This is a genomic window from Marinifilum caeruleilacunae, assembly GCF_013141825.1.
GTDB lineage: Bacteria > Bacteroidota > Bacteroidia > Bacteroidales > Marinifilaceae > Marinifilum > Marinifilum caeruleilacunae.
On record NZ_RZNH01000051.1, the window covers coordinates 1 to 24,624 of the forward strand.

General features: G+C 37.4%; 15 protein-coding genes. 3 read left to right on the forward strand and 12 right to left on the reverse strand.

Features of this window, described 5'->3' with window-relative positions:
- Nucleotides 1-206 precede the first annotated feature (206 nt).
- From ELS83_RS20040 to ELS83_RS20075, 8 genes are all read right to left on the reverse strand, one after another.
- Nucleotides 207-1,544, reverse strand: a complete 1,338-nt coding sequence (locus ELS83_RS20040) for a TlpA family protein disulfide reductase (RefSeq protein ID WP_171597332.1) — start codon at nt 1,542-1,544, stop codon at nt 207-209.
- A gap of 127 nt (nt 1,545-1,671) precedes the next feature.
- The gene (locus tag ELS83_RS20045; RefSeq protein ID WP_171597333.1) at nt 1,672-3,255 is read right to left on the reverse strand and encodes a DUF4369 domain-containing protein; all 1,584 of its coding nucleotides are present in this window, start codon (nt 3,253-3,255) and stop codon (nt 1,672-1,674) included.
- Nucleotides 3,256-3,303: 48 nt separating this feature from the next.
- Entirely contained in the window at nt 3,304-4,509 is a 1,206-nt protein-coding gene (locus tag ELS83_RS20050; protein WP_171597334.1) for a thioredoxin fold domain-containing protein, read from the reverse strand.
- Between the two features lie 280 nt (nt 4,510-4,789).
- On the reverse strand, nt 4,790-5,941 hold the full coding sequence (locus ELS83_RS20055; protein WP_171597335.1) for a TlpA disulfide reductase family protein: 1,152 nt from the start codon (nt 5,939-5,941) through the stop codon (nt 4,790-4,792).
- 183 nt (nt 5,942-6,124) lie between these two features.
- On the reverse strand, nt 6,125-7,576 hold the full coding sequence (locus tag ELS83_RS20060) for a RagB/SusD family nutrient uptake outer membrane protein (protein WP_171597336.1): 1,452 nt from the start codon (nt 7,574-7,576) through the stop codon (nt 6,125-6,127).
- An 11-nt stretch (nt 7,577-7,587) separates the two neighbouring features.
- Nucleotides 7,588-11,244, reverse strand: a complete 3,657-nt coding sequence (locus ELS83_RS20065; protein WP_171597337.1) for a SusC/RagA family TonB-linked outer membrane protein — start codon at nt 11,242-11,244, stop codon at nt 7,588-7,590.
- A gap of 135 nt (nt 11,245-11,379) precedes the next feature.
- On the reverse strand, nt 11,380-12,576 hold the full coding sequence (locus ELS83_RS20070; RefSeq protein WP_171597338.1) for a FecR family protein: 1,197 nt from the start codon (nt 12,574-12,576) through the stop codon (nt 11,380-11,382).
- A gap of 389 nt (nt 12,577-12,965) precedes the next feature.
- The gene (locus tag ELS83_RS20075; RefSeq protein ID WP_171597339.1) at nt 12,966-13,532 is read right to left on the reverse strand and encodes an RNA polymerase sigma-70 factor; all 567 of its coding nucleotides are present in this window, start codon (nt 13,530-13,532) and stop codon (nt 12,966-12,968) included.
- Nucleotides 13,533-13,704: 172 nt separating this feature from the next.
- Between ELS83_RS20075 and ELS83_RS20080 the strand changes: the two genes are divergently transcribed.
- Nucleotides 13,705-14,604, forward strand: a complete 900-nt coding sequence (locus tag ELS83_RS20080) for an oxidoreductase (protein ID WP_171597340.1) — start codon at nt 13,705-13,707, stop codon at nt 14,602-14,604.
- An 80-nt stretch (nt 14,605-14,684) separates the two neighbouring features.
- On the opposite strand, the gene ELS83_RS20085 is transcribed toward ELS83_RS20080, so the two are convergent.
- Nucleotides 14,685-16,319 (reverse strand): DUF4369 domain-containing protein, encoded by a 1,635-nt coding sequence (locus tag ELS83_RS20085; protein ID WP_171597341.1) that lies wholly within the window; start codon nt 16,317-16,319, stop codon nt 14,685-14,687.
- 299 nt (nt 16,320-16,618) lie between these two features.
- Here ELS83_RS20085 and ELS83_RS20090 point away from each other — a divergent pair, with 299 nt between their 5' ends.
- Together ELS83_RS20090 and ELS83_RS20095 are read left to right on the forward strand one after the other, a co-directional pair.
- Nucleotides 16,619-18,421: a C45 family autoproteolytic acyltransferase/hydrolase gene (locus ELS83_RS20090; RefSeq protein ID WP_171597342.1), complete on the forward strand. Its 1,803-nt coding sequence runs from the start codon at nt 16,619-16,621 to the stop codon at nt 18,419-18,421.
- Between the two features lie 446 nt (nt 18,422-18,867).
- The gene (locus tag ELS83_RS20095; RefSeq protein ID WP_171597343.1) at nt 18,868-22,128 is read left to right on the forward strand and encodes a S41 family peptidase; all 3,261 of its coding nucleotides are present in this window, start codon (nt 18,868-18,870) and stop codon (nt 22,126-22,128) included.
- A gap of 123 nt (nt 22,129-22,251) precedes the next feature.
- Here ELS83_RS20095 and ELS83_RS20100 read toward each other — a convergent pair whose 3' ends face one another.
- The 3 genes from ELS83_RS20100 to ELS83_RS20110 form a co-directional block, all read right to left on the reverse strand.
- On the reverse strand, nt 22,252-22,725 hold the full coding sequence (locus ELS83_RS20100; RefSeq protein WP_171597344.1) for a hypothetical protein: 474 nt from the start codon (nt 22,723-22,725) through the stop codon (nt 22,252-22,254).
- Between the two features lie 160 nt (nt 22,726-22,885).
- Nucleotides 22,886-23,266, reverse strand: coding sequence for a C10 family peptidase (locus ELS83_RS20105; RefSeq protein WP_171597345.1), 381 nt, complete (start codon nt 23,264-23,266; stop codon nt 22,886-22,888).
- 3 nt (nt 23,267-23,269) lie between these two features.
- Nucleotides 23,270-23,965 (reverse strand): Spi family protease inhibitor, encoded by a 696-nt coding sequence (locus ELS83_RS20110; RefSeq protein ID WP_171597346.1) that lies wholly within the window; start codon nt 23,963-23,965, stop codon nt 23,270-23,272.
- Nucleotides 23,966-24,624 lie beyond the last annotated feature (659 nt).

A 24,624-nucleotide genomic window follows, 5' to 3' on the forward strand; every position in this document is an offset into this window, starting at 1 on the left:
GAACTGAAGCCATGACCGTGGCTAATTCTCTATAATCAATAGTTATGCATGGCATTTTAGCTAAGTATCATGCACCTATTGTTAGATAAAAAAGTATCTCTTAATTTTAGGTATCGATTTGTCCAATTAGCTTTGACGTTATACAGAACAGAGAAAAGAGCAACCATAAAAATGATTGCTCTCAAATTCAACAATTATAATATTTCTTAGCCTAGCTGTTGAACTATTATTTCTTCCAATTCTGGTTTTGATGGTGCAGGTGCAAATACATCGATTATTTCTCCTTTTTTGCCGATAATCATGAAACGAGGAACGCCTTGCAACAAATACTTTTCAAATTCGGTTCTGTTACAGATCAATTGTTCCGATACCTTTTCATGTTTTGCCAGGTACTTTTCCCAGACTTTTACATTGGAATCGATACTGATCGAAACAAATTTCAGGCTTGAATCATCTTTGTATTTTTCTGCCAATTTTTCGAAATATGGCGATTCAGCCTTGCAGGGTCCACACCAGGTTGCCCAAACATCAATCACAACTATTTTCCCTTTGTAATCCGATAAGTTCACTACTTCTCCTGCCCGATTTTTCATATTTATATCATCTGCCATTTGGCCTGGCATAATCAAGTCATACTTCGCAAATGCTTTCTTTATGGCATCCAAATAGGCTTGTGTTTTGATTTGCTCAAGACAATTGTTCTTTTCTTGTAAGACAGATGCTACAGGTCCGTTAAAACCAAGTTGCATGCTAAGCGAATATGCCTTTCCAAAATCCAAGACTTCCTGGTCTACATTCTCTTCACCCAATATTTCGATACATCTTTCAGCAACAGATAGATAAGTATCTACATTTAGGTAATCTGCATCGCCGCCATTGGCACAGTACATGTCAATATCCTCTTTGAAAAAAGCAGTCGCCTCATCGGCAAACTTCTTCATTTCTTCCTGTGGAATTCTTGCCATATAAGCTGCATAAAAGCCATAAGACATTAAAGAATTTGCTGCATCGAACAAGATTCTGCCCTCTTCCATTTTTCTGAACTTCTTGCTCACATTTTCTAAGGCTGCCAGTTCTTTTTGCCTGATTTTCACTTTTTCGGCAACCCTTTCGCGAATAGCTTTTTTCGTAGGATTGTCTTTCAGCATGTTGCCCCCTTGTGTAAGGTATGAACCTCCTTTAGGGAATGGTTTTGATTTCAGGTATTCACATTCTTCAAAAGCATCGCCACTAAAACTTGCAGCTTCTGGTTTGTTCATATCGCAGAACAGTTCAACCCGATCACCTGGCGACAGATAAAGCAAGTTTCTACCCAAACGGTAATAAGTTGGTTCATCTAATTCGAATGTGATATCAATGCGATTTTGTCCATCTAATTTAATTTTTTCACCTTCTTTTAGTAAAAGACCTGTTGGCGAATACTTGTTCATCATAAATTCGTTGGCAAAATTTTTCAACTCACCAGAAATATGAACCGTTTTTGGTTTGTCTTGACAGGATACGAATGCCAAACACACACTTAATATGAATAGTAATTTTCTCATTGCTTTATATTTTTTAGGCTAAGCCTGATTTGTATTCTACAAACAATTGTCTTTAGATATTTGAAATGTTGCTAGTAGAACAATAAAAAATGAAAATGGGTGAATAATTGGTTCAGCTTTTTAAAATTTAACTTTTCACCACACACTTTACCAATCCTTTTTCGCCCGATGCCAGGTAAAGGTTGTCGTTGCCATCAACAATCATAGGAATGTAGGAACAACCTTTCACCAACTCCTGAATGCCTTCGATTTGTTTTGCACCTTCTTTGCTAAATACTTTAACCCGTGTTGGATCTTTCTCAACAGTAACCAATGCTCCATTATTTAATGAAGCTACACTAACAGGGTTGCAGCAACCATGGAAATCTTCAAGGCTTTTGCCTCGCTTGCCAAATTCCATCAGACTTTTTCCAGATAAATCGAAGCTTTGAATTCTAAAAGCGCCCAGGTTTGCAACTACCAATTGGTTTTTCTTATTGACTGAGAAATCGAGAATGCCGCAACAAGGACGCATTTCTGGAATTTTAGAAATTATTTTTCCAGTTTGCGCATCGTAAATTCCTATCATTCCACCTCTATTATCAGACACTAATAATTTACCCTCTAACACTCTTGCTCCCGAGGCTGTAATATTCTCCTCACATTTAAATGCACGCTGTTTTTCACCTTTACTATTGTACACAGTACACTCAACACCAATTGGATTTGGGTAAGAATGAACTCGGCCTCTCACCTTCTTTTTTACCATTTCCTGTTGAACATCCATCACATAGATATTGTCATTTTTATCAATCGCAATTGAAGCTGCCTGACCTTTTATTCCAGCTTTAAATTCGCTTACTTTTTCACCTTTCGGATTCACACTAAGAATGGTTCCATCTGATTGTAATGCACAAAGATTATTATTGCTAAACATGCCCAGGTACACTACATTCTTTAGTGTAGTTCCCTTGTATTGATCATCCACTTTATAACTTACATTGCTGGCTTCTTTTACAAAATCTTCCAAACTAACCTCTGTTTTTTCCATTTTTTTGAGCTGAGCAATCATCTCATTGTAGGTTGTACTATTTTTTAATGAGGCATCAAGCAGAGCTAACCACTCCTTCATTTCCGATGTAGATGAGCCATGAGATTTAACCCATACCAAGTATAAAGAATAGTATGAAGCAGGATGATTCTTAATAAAATCCATTTCGATCTTGTTTCTTTCATCTTCAATTTTTGCCATAATGGCTTCAACTTCTTTTCGACGAGCATCCGTTGTAGCAGGATTGTACAACTCCATCATAACATTACGACTAAAGTTCTGCTCTTTTTGCATTTGTTGAATGGCTTCATCGCATATGGCTTTATCGGTATTGGCTTTACCGCCTACTGCTTTAAAAGAGGTCATATCTCCAAATTTTCCTGTTACAGTAATCTTCGCATTTTCAGCAAAAAACTGGGTCATATACCCTTGTTCGCCCATTAAAGCCAGCATAGTGGGTTCCACAAAAGATCCTTTATAAGTAAATGATCCATTTGTAACTAGTACTGAGTCTTTCCACTGTGTTGCCTTATTCAGAAGGTACACTTTACCAGATGGCAGCCCTTCAATTGTACCAGTTAAAACAAATTCCCCTTTAGGTGCTTTATCTTTTTTCGTATTCTTACATGAAACTGCCATTGATATTACGAATATCAATAACAAGACTGTTCTATAATTCATTGTTTATTATTTAAATAGGATTCATTTTGTTTTTTTAAATAGAGGCAATTACAGTGTCTCAATGGAGTTTTTAAGATCTAGTATACGCTGATCAACCTCTTTGCCGGAAGCCTTCACTTTATCGATAGCAGTATTGATATTTTTCAATGCAAGGTCTTTTTTTCCTTGCACTTTATATATATGTGCACAACACTCATAAGCCTTTGGTGATTCTGGCTGCAATTCCATTGCTTTTTTTGTCCACTCTTCAATTTTCTGCTGAACCATCTTTAAGTTTGCAGCTTTAGGATTCATAGCTAATTGCATACTTGTACTTGTCAACATATTAAAGTACATCTCATTACCATAATCTTTAGCAAGCTCAAAGTCCTTTTCTTTTAAATCGATTAATTTCTCGAACATTCCATTGGTCATATAAAAGGTTCCATATACATTATTAAGCATCATCTTCAATTGTGCTCCAGGTATGGCTTTTTGATATGCTGCTGCCAATTCGTCCAGTTCTTTCAGGTCATTTCCGACTGAAGCTTTTCTCAAACTTCCAAAGTAAGTCATCATGATAAATCCTGAAACAGACTGCTCATCAGAAAGTGCTACAAACTTCTCCTTATTTTCAAGTACATAAGCAAACTTTTCACTCTTGTAATCTCCCCCAATACTCAAATAGGTCTTAAAATTATCGTCCTTAAAAAGATCCTCATTTGCAAGGGTACTTAAGAATTCCGCCCCTACTTTTTTCAATTCATCTTCCAGGTAATTTTTTCTTAACAAACTGATATACTTAGAAACAACAGCCTTGCTTCTATCTCCATTCTCATATTTTTCTCGCACATAATCCAAACGCTCTGTAGGGTCAGCAGCCAATTTTGCATCGGCAATTAGTCCCGCAGGATCTGTTCCTCCTACTCTTTTGTACAATACATTTCCTTCAGCATCAAGAAAAAGCAAAGTGGGAAAACCTTTAACATCATATTTTTTCAAGAGTTCAGGTCCTTCCCCTTTTTCCATATCCATTTTTAGGTTCACGAAATTGGCATTGTAATATTCCCCAACTTCTTTTTGAGGAAAAACATTCTTGGACAAGGCTTTACATGGACCACACCAAACGGTATAACAGTCCATAAACAGCATTTTATTTTCTGCTTTTGCTTTTGCCAATGCCTCATTAAAACTTAGGTGTTCAAATTCGATTCCTTGCGAAAACACATTGCTACAAACCAGCAATGCCACTAACATTCCAATTGTTTTTTTCATCTGTTTTTTGTTTTTACAGGTTACCCCTTTGTGTTTATCTATTTTTAAGACACATCAGATTGCCGGAAGGTCAGTGGAGAAATGATATTTGTAGGTTAATTAAGGTTAAAGTGCTTATGATGAATTAAAGTTTAAATCTTTCTTTATATAGCTCTCATCCATTAGCAATATAGACTCTTTTTTCACTGTTAAATAAAAAAGCAGCTCCCTACATGGAAACTGCTTTCACAAAAACCGTTTTATCAGCTTTTAGCAGATAAAACCACACTTTATAAAACGATTATCTCAAAAGTTCTTCTAACTTTTCATCCAATTGTGTACCTCTCAAATTCACAGCTACAATTTCACCTTCCTGGTTCACCAAAAAGTTCGCAGGAATGCCTTGTACACCATACATTTGAACCACGGGACTGCTATGGGCTTTCAAATCACCTACATTAATCCAGGGAATTTGCTCCTTATCGGAAGCTTTTTTCCATGATTTCTGAACATGGTCCAAAGTGAAAGAAACAATTTCAAAATCCTTGTCTTTAAAATTCTCATAAGCATCTTTCATATGAGGAATTTCGGCACGACATGGTCCACACCACGATGCCCAAAACTCTACAAGCACATACTTATTTTGTTTTAATACCTTAGCCAGATTAAACGATTCTCCTTCCAGGTTCTTTGCCGTAAAATCTTTTACTACGCTACCTACACCAACTGTTTTTCTGTTCTTAGCCATTTCTTCGGCTTTTTTCATACTGTAATAGTAGTTTGCAATTTCAGGCACCAATCCTATCTCTTTTTCAAGATTTGCAAGCTCCTCTTTCACATTTTTTAATCCACGCAAGTGTGAAATACAAAGAAGCCTTACATATGGATCATTATGACTTTTAAATAAATCCACGTACCCATTTTGTAGAGCTTTGGAGTAAACTGAATAGAGTTCTTGATATTTTCGTTGAGCTTTTTCATCCTGTTCTTCCTTTTTCAGACTTGAATATTTCTCAGCAAATTCGGTTAAGTTCTTGTTGGCATTTGCAATATCCTTTTTTGCAGGAATGTCTTTCAATAAAATGTCATTGTATTTCCCTCCCTCAATGCTTGCCTTCTTTTCCCCTTCTTTCAATACAAATGTGAACGTACCAGGCTCAGCAATAAAATCCTGTTTCCAGCCACAAAATTCATTGTCTTTGGTATAGATGCCTAAAAATGCTGTTTGCGGATGATCAATATTTCCCTGAAGAGATATTTTTCCATTCTCGATAATACTTGAGGCAATGGTTTTTATTCCGGTTTCGGAAGTGTCACGAACCAATATCTGAAACTCTTTACCATTATATTGTTCCCAACCACTACCAGTTATTTGATATGAGTCGTCAGGAACTATGGAGCAACTTGCCAGTATTGTGGCAATTGCCAATAATAAAATACTTATTTTTTTCATCTCTTATAATCTGTTAAGACCTCCAATTTGCACAGCACTTATATCCATACATTCAGGATTTTTTATGAAAATGTAGGGGTAAAATAACGGCCTGTGCAAACACAGGCCGTTAAGATCTAATTTATATCATTTTGCGAATTGATAGGTCTGTTAAAAAAATGGGCCAGTTCAAAAAACCCATGATTAGTATGTATTTTGCTCAACCTTACCATCGGTTAGGTTAATAACTTCGTTTGGCAATGGTCTGGCATACTTTCTGCTATTTGGCTCAAGCGTATAAGTTTGAGGAGCAGCAAAGTTCACATTTCCATCCTGAAGCGCATAAAAATCTCTCGACAAAGTAATTGGGTCAAGCAAGCCTTCAGCATTTAGGCGCTTGATATCCGACCAACGAGATGATGTAAATGGGAATTCTCTCCTTCTTTCATCAACTACCAACTGCACAGCTTCTTTTACTGAAGCAGGCAATGGCATAGCCATATAATCGGCAGCAGCGTAACGGTTCACACGCACAGCTTCAACATTTTGCATACAAGTTGCGTAATCTCCTTCTCGACCAGCACATTCTGCCAGAATATAATACATCTCAGCCACATCGGGACCAGTGCTTACAGCTCCATTGAATTTATTGTAGATGTAATTGTTTTCGGTTAAACCAAAGTACAAATTTAGATACCATTGCGTATAAAATTTAGAACGTATATCAGTTGCTTCGTACGAAGCAATCAGATCGCTACTTGGATATAGATTATAATCTTCGACAACATATAGTTTATACTGGCTTTCCCAGGCAGAATAAAACGCATTCGAAAAGGTTGAAATATCACCTGTTGAAGGTACATCGTACAAGCCAAACTTTTTATTGATGGTAATTTCTGTTTCCATATTCACCATTCGATCCCAAAGCGAAAGTGCTTGCTGCGCATATTTCTTAGCATTTACAAAATCATGAACATACATGTAAAATCTTGCTGCTAATGCTGCAGCTGATGATTTACTCTCTCTCCAGCTGTCGGTTCTCTCTTTATTAATCTTTAAACCTTCAATAATATTAGCCTCAATTTCTAAGAAGGTGTCATCAAGATTTGAACGGGCTGGCAGCTCTTCGAATTCTGTAGTTGCTTTTAATGGTAAACCTAATTCACTTGCATTTGCCGATGATGGGTACAAACAATGTTTCATGGCTAGTGCCAGTAACTTATAGGCTTTTATTAGATGAGCTTCTGCTTTTAAGTTGGCTTTTTCTTCATCACTTCCCTCTAAACCATCAACATTGTTGATAATGTAGTTGGCCAACCAAATGTGCTTATATGATTTTGTCCATGATTCATCGCTCACCGCCATAATTTCATCTTGCCAGGCATACGATTGTACTTGTTCATATGGAATCCAGGTAGAAAAAGCTGCATAAACATTATCATGAAACTGAATGTCATCAGAAATGGTTGTAAAGCTAACATCAGAAATAACATGTCCCGAATTAAAAAGATCTTTTGTATTATCCAACAACAGGTTGATATCATTGGTTGATTCAATTTCCTGCTGATTGGTTTTGCTTGGTTTCTCTTCCAGGTAATCATCGCAGGCACTGAACAAAACCACAAACATTAATAATATTGCAAATATATTTTTCATTTCAGTTTCTTTTAAAAGTTAACATTTACACCCAAAGTATATGTTCTTTCAGGCTTAAAGAAGTTCATGCCTTTGCGATATTCCGGATCGATATCCTTATCGTTAGCAGTCCATAATAAACCTACATTGCTAATATGAGTGTAGAATTTGATGTTGTTCACTCCAATTTTTGCCACTAACGATTTTGGTAAGGTATACGAAAGCATTATTTCCTTTAAACGGATATAATCAGCCTTCTCAACTCTCGACTCAAGTAAGGTTGAGGTTGCACCATAAGTGGTTAAACCTGAAATTTGCTGAGTTGGTACTGGATACATTCCAATTTCATCGGCTCTACCATCCATAAGGTATTCCAGATCTTCGTGGAAGTTCATGGCATCGGTCCTGGTATTATAGTTAAAGCTATCGTTGTACATGTAGTGCCCAAACTTACCTGTTACTGTTGCTAACAAGCTAAATCCTTTAAACTTAAATTCGTTGGTAAAAGAGCTTACATAAGGAGCAATGGTGCTACCTCTGTGCCATACTACATCAGGACCATTTACTCCAGTTGAAGAAATGTTCACATTGGCTGGATATTCTACTCCATTTTTACCCAAAATCAGAGGGATACCGAACTCGTTAACTTCACCTGTAAGCTTGTAAGACCATACCGGACTCAAAGCATAACCTTCCACATAGGGAGCTGAATACTTAAGTTGCCATAATGGGATATCAGCAACATTTACCTTGCTTACCATACTCTTGTTGTAGGCAAAATTCAAGATTGGTGTCCAACTTAAATCTTTGCTAATATTCAAATTGGCATTCAAATTTAATTCAATTCCTTTGTTGGTCATTTCGGCCACATTAAATGCCTGAGAACTTGTACCTGCAATAGAAGGTAGAGACACTTGCGCAACCAAATCTTCACTTTTCTTGTTGTAATACTCAATACTACCAAACAGTTTATTGCCCAATACAGCAAAATCAAGAGCTACATTCAACTGCTTCACTTTTTCCCATCCCAATGTAGGATTACCCAAATCGTTAAGTGTAGCATGATCAACTCCTGCTCCATACGATCCAAAACCATAAGCACCATCAACGTAAGTAATTAATGGAACCTGTGCGGTATTCATCGGAATATTACCATTAACACCGTAGGTAGCACGTAAAATTGCCCTGTTTAACCAATCGTATTGCATGGCAAATTCTTCTTTGCCTAACTGCCAGCTACCTCCAATCGACCAGAAAGGAGAATAACGGTACTTGGCTTCTTTTACCGTAATGTTAGAAGCATCGGTACGAACACTACCACTAATGGTGTACTTATCTTTGTAAGTATAAGCCATATTCGAGTACAAGGAGAAAAATTTATTGGTAGTAAAAGTTATCGTTCCTCCTCTAGGAATACTGGCATTTGTTGCATAATACATCCTGTTCAAATCGGTATATCCCGAAGGCAGGTCTGTTGTATACTTTTCGTGATTGTAGCCATACAACCAGTTATCGTTCGATTCTGCTTCGTTCCAGTTTAACTCGGTACCTGCAATAAAGTTAAATCCATGATCACCATAATTCTTTACCAAAGAAAATTGATTTCTAATTAGATAGGCCCTGGTTTGAATGTTCTTTAGGTAGGCCATTTCGCCTTTAGGCACCTGGTATCCACTAATGGTTTGAGGCGTACCTGCTACAAAGGCATCGTAATCGGCAATGCTATACTCGTTCACCAAATTACGAACATAGTAAGAGTCTTCTTTGTATCTTTTCTTTACATCTACACTACCATGTGCATATTGCATCCCTACACTGTACTTAATTCCATCGGCAATTTTGAAGTTTAAGCCAGCATTTAAACGGGTATTAAAGCTCTTGGTTCTAAAATCCTGGGAACGCATGTTTTGCATTGGATTATGAGTCATATCCTCATAGGCCCAACCATCGCTAATACCTTGCAATTGCTCAATAATTTCCTTGTTCTTAATTCTGTCATGATTGATATGATTATAGTTACCATTCTCATCAACCAATAATTCGTATGGAGACATTTTCTTAATATCACCCAGGTTAACACCACCACTATGCGTGTTTTTTAATTGTGACATCACAGAAAAATCGAAATCCAACCATTTGGCAACCTTCATCGAATTGCGAAAATTTACCAAAAGATTATCATCTCTGTCTTCCTGGAATACCTGTTTGTTGTTGTTGTACATGATCGAAAGAGAATATTTGTTTCTCTCTCCTTGTCCGCGCAAAGTAAGGTTGTAGTTTTGAGAAACAGGCTTTCGAAGCATTAAGTCTTCTACCTGACCCTTATAAGATTGTCCTGCTAATTTTTGGAGTTCGGGAGTCATGGTAAAAGTTGGTAAACCTACTCCTCCATTTGCAACATGTTCTCTCAATTGCTGCTGGAACAACTCGCTCCCTTTCGTCATATTGTTATTGATACTTGAAATATCGTAAGAAGGGGTTCCATAACCCAACTGCCACATTAACATTTCATATTCCAACTGAGTAGCCGAGTTGGCAATCGGATTGGCATAGTCCAAATCAACATCGTCGCTAATTTTTGTATAGGCTTCGAAATTTACCTGAATGCCTTTGTCTTTATTGCCTTTTTTGGTTGTAATTACAATTACACCATTAGCAGCACGAGCACCCCAAATAGAAGCTGCAGCAGCATCTTTCAATACCGTAACTTTTTCAATATCATTTCTGTTGATAGATTCAAATGGATTCACAATGGCCTTGATATCACCATCGTTAACAGAAGCTGCATCCATATTCGCATTAATTGGAAATCCATCAACAACAATTAAAGGAGCAGTTTCACCGGTTAAGGTTGAAGAACCACGGATTGAAAATTGGGTGGTCCCATTTGCATCTACAGTAGTTTGCACACCAGCAACCAGTGATTCCAGGTTATCACCAATGGTTTCGTTCGGACTGTTGCTTACATTTTCGCTGCTCAAAACCGAAAACGAACCTGTAGCCCTTTCTTTCGAAATGGTTTGATAACCCGTTACCACAACTTCTGCCATTTGCTCAGTATCAGCGGTAAGCGTTATATTCTGAATGGTTTGACCCTCGTAGGCAATTTCTACAGGATTCATTCCAACGAAAGAAAAAACCAAAACTACATTGCTTTCTTCCAGTTCGATGGAGTAATTGCCATCAATATCTGTTGCAACACCAGTATTTGTACCTTTAATTACAATGGATACACCTGGTAGAGGTACTCCTTTCTCATCGCTTACCTGTCCGCTTAGGATTTTTCGTTCCTGTTCGGCTTCTTCAATAATTGGTTGAGGTAAAATTTCTGCTTTATACACCACAATTACCTCATCTTGTACAATGTAGGTTAATCCAGTTCCATTCAAAGCTTCATCCAGAATGTCCTGAACGTTTGAATCAACCACATTCATATTCACTCTCACATCAGGGTTAATTTCATATTCCTTGTATAAAATCCCATAACCTGTCTCCTCTTTTAAGTGATCAAACACTTCTAAAAGGGTTGCATTATTGTATTTGGCAACAGATATTTCCTGGGTAAATCCGTTCGCCATAACGCTTAGATTGCATACAAAAAACAGAATAATAAAATTCCTCATCATCCAATACCTTTTTAGCCATTTCCCCTGGTTAGCCGGGAAAAGGCAATTCCATTTTTTTTTCATAAATTTGAAATGAATTAGATTTAACATTGAATACCTCACAAGTATTCTTTAATTCCCCGAAAGATGTTGGCGCATTTTTCGGGTTTTTTATTGATTTGGGTTTGATTTAAAAATTAAACTTTTACTTTCTTCTCTCTATTTATAAGCACTTCGAGCCGTCACAACTGTTCCATGCACATCAAATTCTATATCGGTACCATACTCAAGCAAATTCAGAATGGTTGAAAAATCATCGAATCGTTTCATCTCACCGCTAAACCTTATTTTTAAAACATCCTGATTCGAAGCAAAAAATTTCACTCCATACCATCTTTCCAACTTTCTCATGATACTGCCCAGCTCCTCGTTGTCGAATTGAAATTTTCCATCTCTCCATCCAAAGTACTTGTAGGCCTCTACCTCCCTAATTTCTCCTTTTACATCTCCTTTGTAATACTGAACCTGCATATTGGGTTTTATCATTGAAGTTTGAACAACACCTGCTTTATTTTTCAGGGCAACTCCAACGCTTCCTTCCAATAAAGTAGTTTGCACTTTTGCCTCATCAGGATAGGCCATTACACTAAATTCGGTTCCATAAACTCTCACATCCATATCGTCTGTCTTTACAATAAATGGATGTTCGCTATCTTTCTCTACTTTAAAAATGGCATTTCCCTTTAAATGAACGATTCTTTCTTTACCCACAAATTGATCGGTATATCTCAATTCAGAATCTGAATTTATCCAAACCGTGGTTCCATCGGCCAATTCTAATTTGTATTCTCCTCCAACAGGTACAACCAATTTGTGCCAACGAGCTTCTGCCTGGGCCAATTGACCACTTGCATCATAGCGCAATTTATTATTTTGATTCAGGGCTTTTCCAGCAATTAAAGTGTCCTTTTGTTCTTCCAGGTTAATGGTAGATCCATCTGCCAAAACCAGGGTAGCTTTATTGGTTCCAGGTACAATTTGCTCTACAATCGCATCGCTATAGTTATCTGCTGTGTTCATGGCTTGATAAACCAGCAAGCCACCAATGGCCAAAGGCAACACAATTGCAGCTGCATATTTCATGAAATTCAGGAGTAGTTTGCGCTCTTTTGGTTTTTGAGCTGAAATTTGCGATTCAATATTTTGCCAGGCATTTTTGGGATCAATGGAGTCGTATTGTAATTGCTTCTCTTCCAGTTTTATTGCTGATGAAAGTCGAGATACAATCTTCTTATTTTCTTCGGATTTCTTCTCCCACTCATCCAATTCAACTTGTTCTTTTTCAGATAGCAAGCCAGACTGTTTTCGATACAACAATTCGGAGATTTTTATATATTCTTTGGTGTGATTGTTCATTTTCTTTTTTGGTTTTCTATTAGTAATACACTCGAGAAGGATGAGAGGACAGTGAGAAAAAGAATTTTTTTTCATTTTTTCTTCTCACTCCTATTTGGCTTTAATTTAAGGGATTAATGTGGAAAGGCAAAAAGGGGGAACTTTAGATGGTAATTGGCAGTTCGCTATCAGCTAACTTTCGACTTTGGTCTATTCCGTCACATGAATCGAATTACAACAAAATTGACCTCCAGTTGCGACAACTATCAGGGTTCGCCTTAACCCAGGGTGTCATTCGCTTCGCTCATTTGCCCCGGGCTATAAATACCACGCCCCTTCAGGGCTAATTCCTGGCAGTTGTTTTATCCCTTCCAGACTTTTCGACTTTTGGACTTTTGGACTTTTAGAATTTACAAATCCAACAACTGCGCTAAAATCGGCAGCAGGAAAATATGATCTTTCAGGCGAGAACGTAGAATATCAAAGGCTTTGGTTTTATGGTATTTTACGGTGCTTGTACTCAAGTTTAATTCTTCGGCAATCTGGGCATTTTGAACACCATTCATACTCATCACACAAACTTTTTTGGTTTGACCTTCCAATTCGTCAACGGCTTGCAGTAACATGCGGTAGGTTTCTTCCTCTATCATTTGATTTTTAAAGAAAGACTCTGAAGATTTAAATTGAATTTCTTCTTTTTGATGCTCTTGAATAATTTTGGACCGTCGGATATGATTTAAAGCTCGATTGCGAACACTAACATACAAAAAGGCCTTTATTGTGGTAGGATTCTCGATGGTTTCCCTTTTCTCCCAAAGTTTTACAAAAATTTCCTGAACCAGGTCTTCTGCCACATCGGATTCCTGCACAAAGTTCCGGGCAAAAATCAATAAACCTTTGTAAAATGTATCAAAGATTTGCTTGAAGACTACGCGATTTCCTTTCTTAAAAGATTCAAAATCCCTGGGAGTAATCATAGTGGTTCTGTGGGTTAATGGTCAGGTCAAAGATATTTGAATTCTCTAGAAATCAAAAATTGAAGAATCTGTAAAAAGGATACAAGCTTCAGTAATTATTATAATGACTGAAAACTGAACTGCCCTAATTTTGTCTCTATCAATAATTTAAATAAATTAAAAGAAAAATAGCATGGCAAAAGCAAAATGGGGTGAATCTCAAATTCCAAATCAAAAAGGAAAGCTTGTAATTGTAACCGGATCGACAAGTGGCATAGGCAAAGAAGCTGTTCGAATTTTAACAGATAAGCAAGCGACACTTGTAATGTCAGTTCGAAATACCCAAAAGGGAGATTTGGTGGCCGCCGAAATTCAAAGTGCAAATCCAGAAGCCAAAATCAAAGTAATGCAACTAGATCTAAGCAGTTTGGAGTCGATTAAAGATTTTGCTGCAAACTTCAACCAGTATTTCGACAGATTGGATGTACTGATTAACAATGCCGGAATCATGATGTGTCCGCATGCCAAAACCACTGATGGTTTTGAGATACAAATGGGCACCAATCACCTGGGACATTTTGCCCTTACCGGATACCTACTGCCACTGCTTAAAAAGACGAAAAACTCAAGAATTGTAGTTACCTCAAGCGTTGCCCATAAATTTGGCAAGATCAATCTCGACGATATCAATTGGGAAAAAAGGAAATACAATACCAACAATGCCTATGGTGATAGTAAAATTGCCAACCTATATTTCGCCTATGAATTGGTACGTAAGCTCAAGAGCGATCCGCATGCTCCAATGGTAACAGCTGCTCATCCTGGATGGACGAGAACCGAATTGCAACGACACAAGAGTGGAATTCGGTTCCTGAATAATTTCTTCTCGCAAGCTCCTGAAATGGGTATTTTACCTTCGCTACGAGCTGGTTTTGATCCTGAAGCAAAAGCAGGTGATTATTACGGTCCGGCAAAATATTTCGAAATGCAGGGTCATCCCGTTATTGTCAAGTCGAATCAGCTTTCGCATGATAGGGATATTGCCAAGCAGTTATGGGATATATCGGAAGAGATGACAGGAGTGAAATATTAACAGCAATCAGTGAATAATAAAAATAGAAAAGGTCTGCCTGGAAATGGGCAGACCTTTAATACATAACCACTAAACACAAATTAGATGGCAACGCATCGCACCAAACCTTTTTCCGGCGAAGCCAGGTAGATGTTCTCTTTCTTGTCTACAGTCATAGGAATGTAGGCACAACCTTTCACCAACTCCTCTATGCCTTCAATTTGTTTTGCACCTTCTTTGCTGAAAATCTTAATTCTGGTTGGGTCTTTCTCGACAGTGACAATTGCACCATTTGAAAGAGATGCCACATTTACAGGGTTACAGCATCCGTGGAAATCATCCAATGTTTTTCCTCTCTGGCCAAAAGTGGCCTGAAGCTTTCCCTTAAAGTCATAAATGTGCGTTCTGAAGGAAGCCAGGTTCGCCACAACAACCTGTTGCTTGTTGTTGATATCGAAATCGAGCATCAAACAACATGGACGAAGATTTTCGATGGCAGTCACCTCCTCTTTTGTTTCTAAATTATACAATCGAATCAATCGTTGATCGTAATCCGAAGCAGCAATATAACCAGCATCAACCTTCAGGCCGAAGAGATTAGTCATTCCTTTCAATTCAAATTTTTCCAGCTGCTTCCCTGCTTCGTTAAACACGTAAACTTCCACTTTTTTCACCACTTGTCTTTCCACCATACGGCCACGGAATTTTGCCTTCTCTACTCCCATTACAGCAGAAGGAATGTAAATTTTATCATCTGGTCCAACAGCCACAGCATTTTTTGGTCCTTTGGCAGCTACCTGTATATTGCGAATCAAATTTCCTTCCGGTGATATAATACCTACTATTCCCTTATTATCAATCGAACACAGATTGCCATTAGAGAATGAGGCCAAATATTTAATTCCTTTAAATTGGCTGCCCTTAAAACTATCATCACGTTTGTAGGAAACATTACTTGCATCTTTCATGATCTCTTTCAAACTCTTATCGGTTTTGGCCACACTCTCATTGCGAGCCAATAAGCGTTTTACAATTGGAGTAGCCTGTATTTCGGAAGACAAACGCGCCACTTCGGCTTTCACTTCATGTAATTTTTTTCCGCCTCGTTTTCCACTATTTCTTTGGCTCACCAAAACGGCTGAAAAATAGGAGTTTGGATAGTTATCGATAAACCACTCTTCTGTTTCCAATGTTGCAGTCCAGTGTTTTTCTCTTACCTCTGCTGCTTCCTCTTGCAGTGCCTTAAGTTTGGCAATCGATTCTTGATCCGTTTTGCCATACAATGGACTCATTTTTCTGTAAATCGCATAAGGATCTTCCGGGTAACGTCTCTTGATTTCATCCTCATACTTTTTTGAATCGTCGTAAACAGAGCTTCCTTCAATTACAGGATTTTTACCAAAATCATCTCCGTTTAGCTTTACATTCACGTTGCCATTGTCAACATAGAATCGGATGTAACGTGGATTTCCCCTCATCATATCTGGGTTTTCCTGTGGGATATTCAATGCCACTTCGATGGGTTCTTTTAGTTGCTTTTGGTAGCTAAACTTACCATCTATCACATCTACTTTTACATGTTCGGTATCATGCCCAAAGCTTACCTCAATCATTCCATTTTGATAGTTTGAAATCTCGCCTGCAAGGACCAGTTCATTCACCTTTTTCTCTTCGCAAGATGAGAATAGCACAAGAGCCATAACAAAAGCCAGCGTACCTTTAAATAAGTTCTTCATTCTAATTTATTTTGATTATTTCAATATTTTCGATTTACCCTGTAAACACCTTTACCACATAATGGAATGAAGAAAAAATCGATTTTATTGATATCCAAAAAAGTTCTAAATAAGTTCATGAGATCAGTTATACTGCTCAGAAGTGAACAAGGGGTGTTGGATAATCCGACATGAATTTGGACAGCAATTCCAGAACAGCCAGTAAATCAACATAAAAATATTTTGGCATATGAATTGAAAATGATCGGCCATTAAACAATGAATTGGTATTTTTGTTTATACCACTAAAATTAAAACTCATGAATCGTAAACAATTAGGTCTTCTGACCCTACTCCTGCTTTCATCGCTTCTGATATCTGCAAAAGGATACAAATACAAGGAAGTAAACGGCATTAGAACTTTCCAGGAGGGAAGCATGTTTGTTAAGGAAGGTGTTCCATTTTTAACTGTAAAAGGTGATTCCTACGAAATGGGATTGCAATATGGCGTTTTAATGAACGACCAAATTATGGAAATGCAGGTAAAGGTAGATAGCATCGTGGAATCGTATGTAGGTAAATTTTTCCTGAAAAAGTGGATTGCCAATATGGTTCTAAAATCAAAAATCAGGAAAATTGAGGAGAGAATGCCTCAAGCATTTATTGAGGAGCTTGAAGGTATGGCCGAAGGCTGCGACCTTAATGTGCGTGAGATCAAAACCATTGCCTACTTTCCGCAAATCTTCTTCAAAATTAGCTGCACTTCCTTTGTCATGAAAAATGAAGATGGAATTGTTCATGGGCGGAATCTAGACTGGCCGGGTATCGAAACATTCACCAAGTTTCCGTTAATCGTGAACTATCACCGTAAGGATAAAATACCAACTACCATATTGAGTTTTGTTTGCTACCCGGCTGCTTATACCGGAATGAACCACAATGGCCTGAGTATGTCGATTAATATGAATGGTGCCCCAATCCCGGAAGGAAAGGAAGAGAGCGATTATGTTACCGGAATGCCTATGCCCTACCAATTGCGCTATGTAATGGAAAATGCGGATGAACTTTCGGAAGTGGATGAAATGTTTGAGGATTACAGCACACATGGTTGGTTTATTACTGTTGGTAGCGACAAAGATCGCTCGGGTGCCATGTATGAACTAACACGCGGACAGAGTATTAAAAATACAATGCAGAATAATTATGTAGGTGTAACCAACCTATCGGTATCGGAAAAAGGACGGTACGAATACAGCCCGATAAACATGCATGGTGAAAGTAATATTACCCGAGAAGACAAACTAAAAGAACTTTTCCAGGATATTTCAAATAAAAACCTGGTTGACAAGGCTTACCAAATGGTTTCATCAACTGCTTACTATGAATTACCAAACGATTTGTATTACGGTTGCGGCATCAACAACGACATTACTGTTAAATCGTGCATTATGGATAATACCGAAAAGAAGATCTATTTTGCTTATGGTGAAATGCTTGCCGGTTGCAATCAATTTCTTTCCTATGATTTGAACAATCAGGAAGTTGAGGTATTTAAAGAAAAGCAAAAAGTACCCGATCAGGACTATATGGATGGCAGGATTGCCTACAGAAAATGGCTTAGAGTTATTTTGGGGAAGAAAAAGAATCTGGAAAAGGAAGAGTACCAAACAATTGTTGAACAGATTGATCGATTTAACCTGCATCCAGCCTACAGATCGAACCAATTGGCCTTTAGCTACACAAATCTTGAAAACAAGGAAAAGGCCTACGAATATGCCAATAATTACATCGCGGAATTGCCAACATTTGGTGCATCTTATTACGGGAAATTTTCCATCTGTAAGCGCTTTAAAGAATACGATAAAGCCATTGAATGTCTTCAAAATATGCTGGCTAAAGCTCACAACACTCCTGCTGATGTATTTTATGCCAAATGCGATATTTTAAAATGCTACGACAAGTTACAAAGTCAATCGCCAAAGCCCGAAAACATTCAAATCATGAAAAAACTGAACCAGGAAATTAAGGACATTTGCAAACCTTATTACACTGCAACATGGATACAAACAAGGTTAGAAAAAATGGACGAGATTGTGGCAAAGTATGATAAGGTTTTGAACTAAATCAGCATAAAAATGTAAACTCCAATTTCATGCTTATCGCAACTTTTTGCGGTAAGCATCGAAACTTTTTGCGATCAGTATATTTTTTCAGCCGCAACAGCATGCATTTTTTTTGCGATAAGTATGAGATAATTTTTCGGAGCTATTACAGGTATTATTAGTCAGCCCGTATAATCAGGAAATGCCGTTCCAAAGCTTTTAGAATTAAAAATAAAATCCGATCTTTCATTAAATCTCACCCTCATTAATTCTTAATATCAACAATAATACTTATGTTTGCGAGGTGCATACACCAGCACGTTTTTTACACCACAAAGAAAACCGCGTTTATTTCTGTTAAAGCAAATCTCAGGTATAAATTTTTACCTATTTTTACCACCCCCTAGTAAAATTTAACAACACAGGTGCATTGGCATCTTTTTTTAAACAACAAGTACTATAGTAAAATGAAGAAATCGTTTATTTTCTTATTTGCTGTATTATGTAATCTGGTGGTATTGGCTCAAGGCAATACAGAATGGATTAGATATGCAGCAATTTCGCCAGATGGTGAACAGATTGTATTTACAAACAGAGGTGATCTGTATTTGGTATCGACCAAAGGTGGAGAGGCTCGTCCTCTAACCTTCCACAAAGCTCACGATTACATGCCTGTATGGAGTCATGATGGCAGTAAAATTGCATTTGCATCGAATCGCTTCGGCAATTTCGATGTGTACATTATGGATGCCAAGGGAGGTGCTGCAACTCGTCTGACTTATCATTCGAACAACGAAGTTCCTTACACATTTACCCGCGACAATAAAAAGGTATTGTTTGGTGGTATTCGTTTGGATGATGCAATGCACAGACAATACCCTCATCGTTCGCAAACCGAATTGTACCAGGTTGCTGCCAATGGAAGTCGTGTTGACCAGGTTTTTACCATTCCGGCCGAAGATGTTAAAATCAGCAAAAATGGAAAACAATTCATTTATCATGATGTAAAAGGTGGTGAAGACAAATTCCGTAAGCACCATGTATCATCGGTTACCCGTGATATCTGGACCTACGATGTTGAAAACAACAAACACCAAATGATCAGCTCATTTAAAGGTGAAGACAGAAATCCTGTTTACACAGCTGATGAAAAAAGCATTTACTACCTAAGCGAAGAGAGCGGTTGTTTCAATGTTCATAAAATGAATTTGGCTACACCTTCTAAAAACGAGCAGATTACTTCTTTCGAAATGCATCCTGTTCGTTACCTGAGCATTGCCAATAACGGAACACTTTGCTACACACACAATGGTGAGTTGTTTACCATGAGTAATGGCAAACAAGAGAAAGTAAATGTGAATATTCGTACCGAAGATAAAGCCAATAACGAGCAGATTATTTCGGTTCGTGGCAATGTAAAAGAGATGGCTATCTCACCTGATGGTAAAGAGGTTGCCTATATCGTAAGAGGTGAAGTTTTTGTTTCGTCGGTTGAAGGTAAAATGACAAAACGCATTACGACTACTCCGGCTCAGGAAAGATTTGTAAGCTTCTCGCCCGATGGAAAAAGCATTCTATATGCAAGCGAACGAAACGCAAAATGGGGAATCTACGCAAGTAAAAAAGTAAGCGATACCGAACCCTATTTCTATGCTTCTACTTTAATTAAAGAGGAGCCGGTAATTGTAAATGATAACGACAACTATCAGCCTGAATACTCGCCTGATGGAAAAGAAATTGCATTTATCGAGAACAGAAGCTCTTTAAAGGTTTACAATATTAAAAGCAAAAAGATTCGTACCATCCTAAATGGCGATCACCTGTTCTATATGGGCGAAGGCGACCAGTATTTTGCTTGGAGCCCAGACAGCAAATGGTTGTTGGTAGATTACTCTCCTGTATTGGCCAATGGCGAAGTGGTAATTATTTCGGCCGATGGAAAACAGAAGATGATTAATCTTACCGAAAGTGGTTATGGTGATAGCTATGCAAAATGGGTGAACAAAGGGAAGCAGATGCTTTGGTTCAGCGATCGTCATGGTTTACGCTCGTATGCAAACAGTGGTTCTCGCCAAATGGATGTATACACCATGTTCTTTACCAAAGACTCGTGGGATCGTTTCAACATGAGCAAAGACGATTACGCTTTGTTGAAAGAGATCGAGAAGAAGGAAAAAGAGAAGAAGGAAAAGGCTGAAAAAGACAAAAAGAAAGACAAGAAGTCGAAAAAAGACAAGTCTAAAAAGGAAGAGGCCAAAAAAGACAGCTTGTTAACTTTCGATTGGGATGGCATGAAAGATCGCAAGAAAAGATTAACCATCCACTCTTCGAAACTAAGCGATGCTGTTCTTTCTAAAGACGGTGAAACACTTTATTACATTGCAAAATTCGATAAAGGATACAGCATTTGGAGCACAAAATTGCGCACCAAAGAAACCAAAAAACTGATTCCAATCGGATCACGAGGTGGTAGCCTGCTTTGGGATAAGAAAATGGAAAAACTATTCCTATTATCGGGTGGTAGCATGTCGAAAGTTGATTTGGCCGGAAAATCAACCAAGCCAATTTCTGTAAACAGTGAAATGATTTTGGATGTTGCGGCAGAACGTCAGCAAATGTTCGATCATGTTTATGCGAGAAACAAAGGCATGTTCTACATTTCGGATTACCACGGAGCTCCATGGGATGAGTTGAAAGACAATTACGAACCAAAACTAAAATCAATCAGTAACGATTTTGAGTTTGCCGAAATGCTTTCAGAAATGCTTGGTGAGCTTAATGTATCGCACTCTGGTGCCCGTTACTATGGTGGTATCAGCAATGGCGACAAAACCGCTTCTTTGGGTATTTTCATCGATTACAAACACAAAGGTGATGGTATCAAGATTAGCGAAATCATTAAGGATGGTCCACTTGACAAGAAGAAATTTAATGTAAAAGCCGGAATGATTATCGAGCAAATCGACGGAATTAAAATTGGTAAGGATGTAGATTACACCAAATTCCTGAATCGTAAAGCAGGTAAGTTTACCGCTCTTCATATTTTCGATCCTGTAAGCAAAAAATACCAGGATATTACCGTGAAACCTGTTTCTTTAGGTACAGAATCTGACCTGATTTACAAACGTTGGGTAAAGAAAAACGAAGAAGAAGTTGACCGTTTGAGCAACGGAAAATTGGCTTACGTGCACATTCCTGGAATGAACGATGGTGCTTACCGTAACACTTACGAAAAAGTAATGGGTAAGTACTACGATAGAGATGGTATCATTATCGATACTCGTTTTAATGGCGGTGGCGATTTGGTTGGCGATATTACCATGTTCCTGACTGGCGAAACCTTTATGGAATATGCCATTGAAGATCGTACCGTAGGTTATGAACCCGGCTACCGCTGGACCAAGCCTTCTGTTGCCATGATTAACGAGTCGAACTATAGTGATGGACACTGTTTCTCTTGTGCTTACCAGGATCTTGGAATTGGTAAACTAATTGGTATGCCTGTTCCTGGTACTTGCAGTTTTGCAGGATGGGAAATGCTTCAGAACGATAGAGTTCTTTGGGGATCGATTCCGGTAAGTGCGAAAAACAAGGCTGGAGAATGGTTAGAAAACAACCAGACTGTTCCTGAAATTATGGTGAAAAACATGCCTGAAACCATTACCAAAGGTGAAGATGAGCAGTTGGAAGCTGCTGTGAAAGCTTTACTTGAGGAGTGTGCTGAATAAGGCAATTCAATGATAAAATTTTAAAAAGCCGCTGTGTATTCAGCGGCTTTTTTTACACTTACAGAGCTTATTGGTTGTTTAATTATTACAATGTAACCATAGAAATGAAATAAAAGTCTAATATCATTTAGTAAGCTTGTAAAATGACTCACTTGTATTATCATCAAATTCATAGATCAATTTATCATTGAACCAAACCTTTTCTTTTCTTGTTAGATTATTTGTTCTATAAAACTCTGCACTTATTGTGTCAGAATCCTTATCATTCCACTGAATATAAGTAATTGGTTTATCATCACTTTTATCGTTGTTTAAAAGTAATCGAATCCTATATATTGCTCCCTCTTTGAAAATAAAGAAATTTCGAGGATATTGCATGTTAGGATCATATACCTCCCTTTTCTCTTCATTTATTACATAATAGAGTTTTATATCCGATTCTTTAAATGAATCATCATTATTAGGGTTTAAAAGATCATTTCCATCAATATCAAGAACACTTAATTCAATACTGACATCGACAAAAGCACTTGGCTCATCACCAGATGAACAAGAAACTAAAATTACTGCAATTGAGATTATAAGTATATATTTCATCTTTTTATGGTTGAATATTGTGAATCATTTTAACATTGTCATTATAGGTACGATCAGCGGGAGTAAAATTATTAAAACTATAAAATCCATCATAGGCTCCTCCCCATCCCCAGTTCATACTTAAATATAGATATCCCCAAGCCATTGAACAATCTTCTGATTAAATTAATTGTCTTCTAAAACCATCACATACCCACATGTGACCACTGTATGATGTAAAAATCCACCACCCTGACTCTCTACCACCGCTTAAAATAATTGGTTTACCTTGCCTTAATTCATTTTTGATTACCTCCGTATTATAATTTGAAGATCTAGCAGATGTGTAGTTAAATGCCCTGGTAAAAAGCTTGTGAGTAGCGAAATTTGTTGGTACACTTGTGCTACCACAATTGTAATCAACTTTTGACAACCACTGCCCATAATACCATATTCCGATATTGTCATGTATATCTTTTATTAGGTTATAAGTATCCGCTGTAGCACCATAGTTAGGCATATTTGACCAATTGTATGTGCTTGGGTGTTCATGATATTTCATAAGCTATGCTACTGCAATTGGTACACATCCTGCCAAAGCTTTAAATGGTCGTCCATTGCAAGTTATAATTGGCATTAATGTATTAAAAGGAGAGTCTTGATTCCATTTTGTTGAAACTAAAGGCTCTATTATTTCTAACTCATTTTCACAGCCTGAAGATGGTTCAATTCTTGATTCTACATCCCTACTACTTTTGAGGGCTACTGTTTCGTTTGAGACTTGATTTAAAAGATTATCCCATTCCTGCTTTATACCGGGAGTTTGTTCAATACTATCAATTCTAATAGATTGTATGCCGTTTTTGGTATTTGAAAGCCAATTAACAAGACCAGATGGGTAATCTTCACCATCTAAAGAAAACTTATTGTGATCTGAAAACGCCAAGATGGGAGTTGTTCGATTGTCAGCTGAAATTATAACAAATCCTCCATCTTTGTAATTGATGATATAAAATAATGATTCACAATTTTCATCTTCAATAGGGCTTATGTCAGATATTTCATTTGCTAACAAGTCGGAAGAACTTTTAGCTTTTAACTGACCTACATTTAAGTTGAGTGCTATTTTTTCAGCTAACTCATCATTAATAAAATGAAGGTCTTCCAATTTTAATTTTTGCTCATTGACATCCTCATTTGAACATCCAGCAAAGTAAAAACTAATCAGAATTAAAGCTGCGTAATAGTTAAATTTAATCATAAGAAATTTGTTTTTATTGAACAATCTAATCAGCCATAAACAATATAAAGTTAAGTGATTTAAAATGTACAAAACAAATTTTATGATATTTTTTATGATTGTTTATCTATTTTTTAACAGAGATTTAAAAATCAAACTGCCTCGACCTTTAACCCTGCATATCTGACCGTTATGCTTATTCTAAGTTCATTTTTCAAACGTTTGCTTTTTACATATAAATATCAAACATTTTTTATGTTGCATTTATTTCCTTATGCTCATCAATACATAATTACTTACCCACACAACCTCACTTTAAAATAAATATATTTACTATGTATGTTTTTTAAACATTTACGAACCTCCCGAGTTTCATAAAATAGTAGGAAAGGGGGCTTGGCGATAGCCTTGAAAAACAAATGACCAGCGGAAAGCAAACTTTTTAATTCAGCGATCGATATGGTGGGAGCTTAAGATATGAGCAGCGGCATTGTATTCAGCGGCTTTTTTTATTTCATTAGACTTGAATATATACTACGGTGCGATGCACCTTAAGTCTACTGTAATCATTTTGCTATAAATGCTTCGGTGCGCTGCACCTTCAAATGATATATAAATTAATTCATACACCAGATCAACAGGTCCTTCGACTCCGCTCAGGAAGCCTGAACCGGACAATT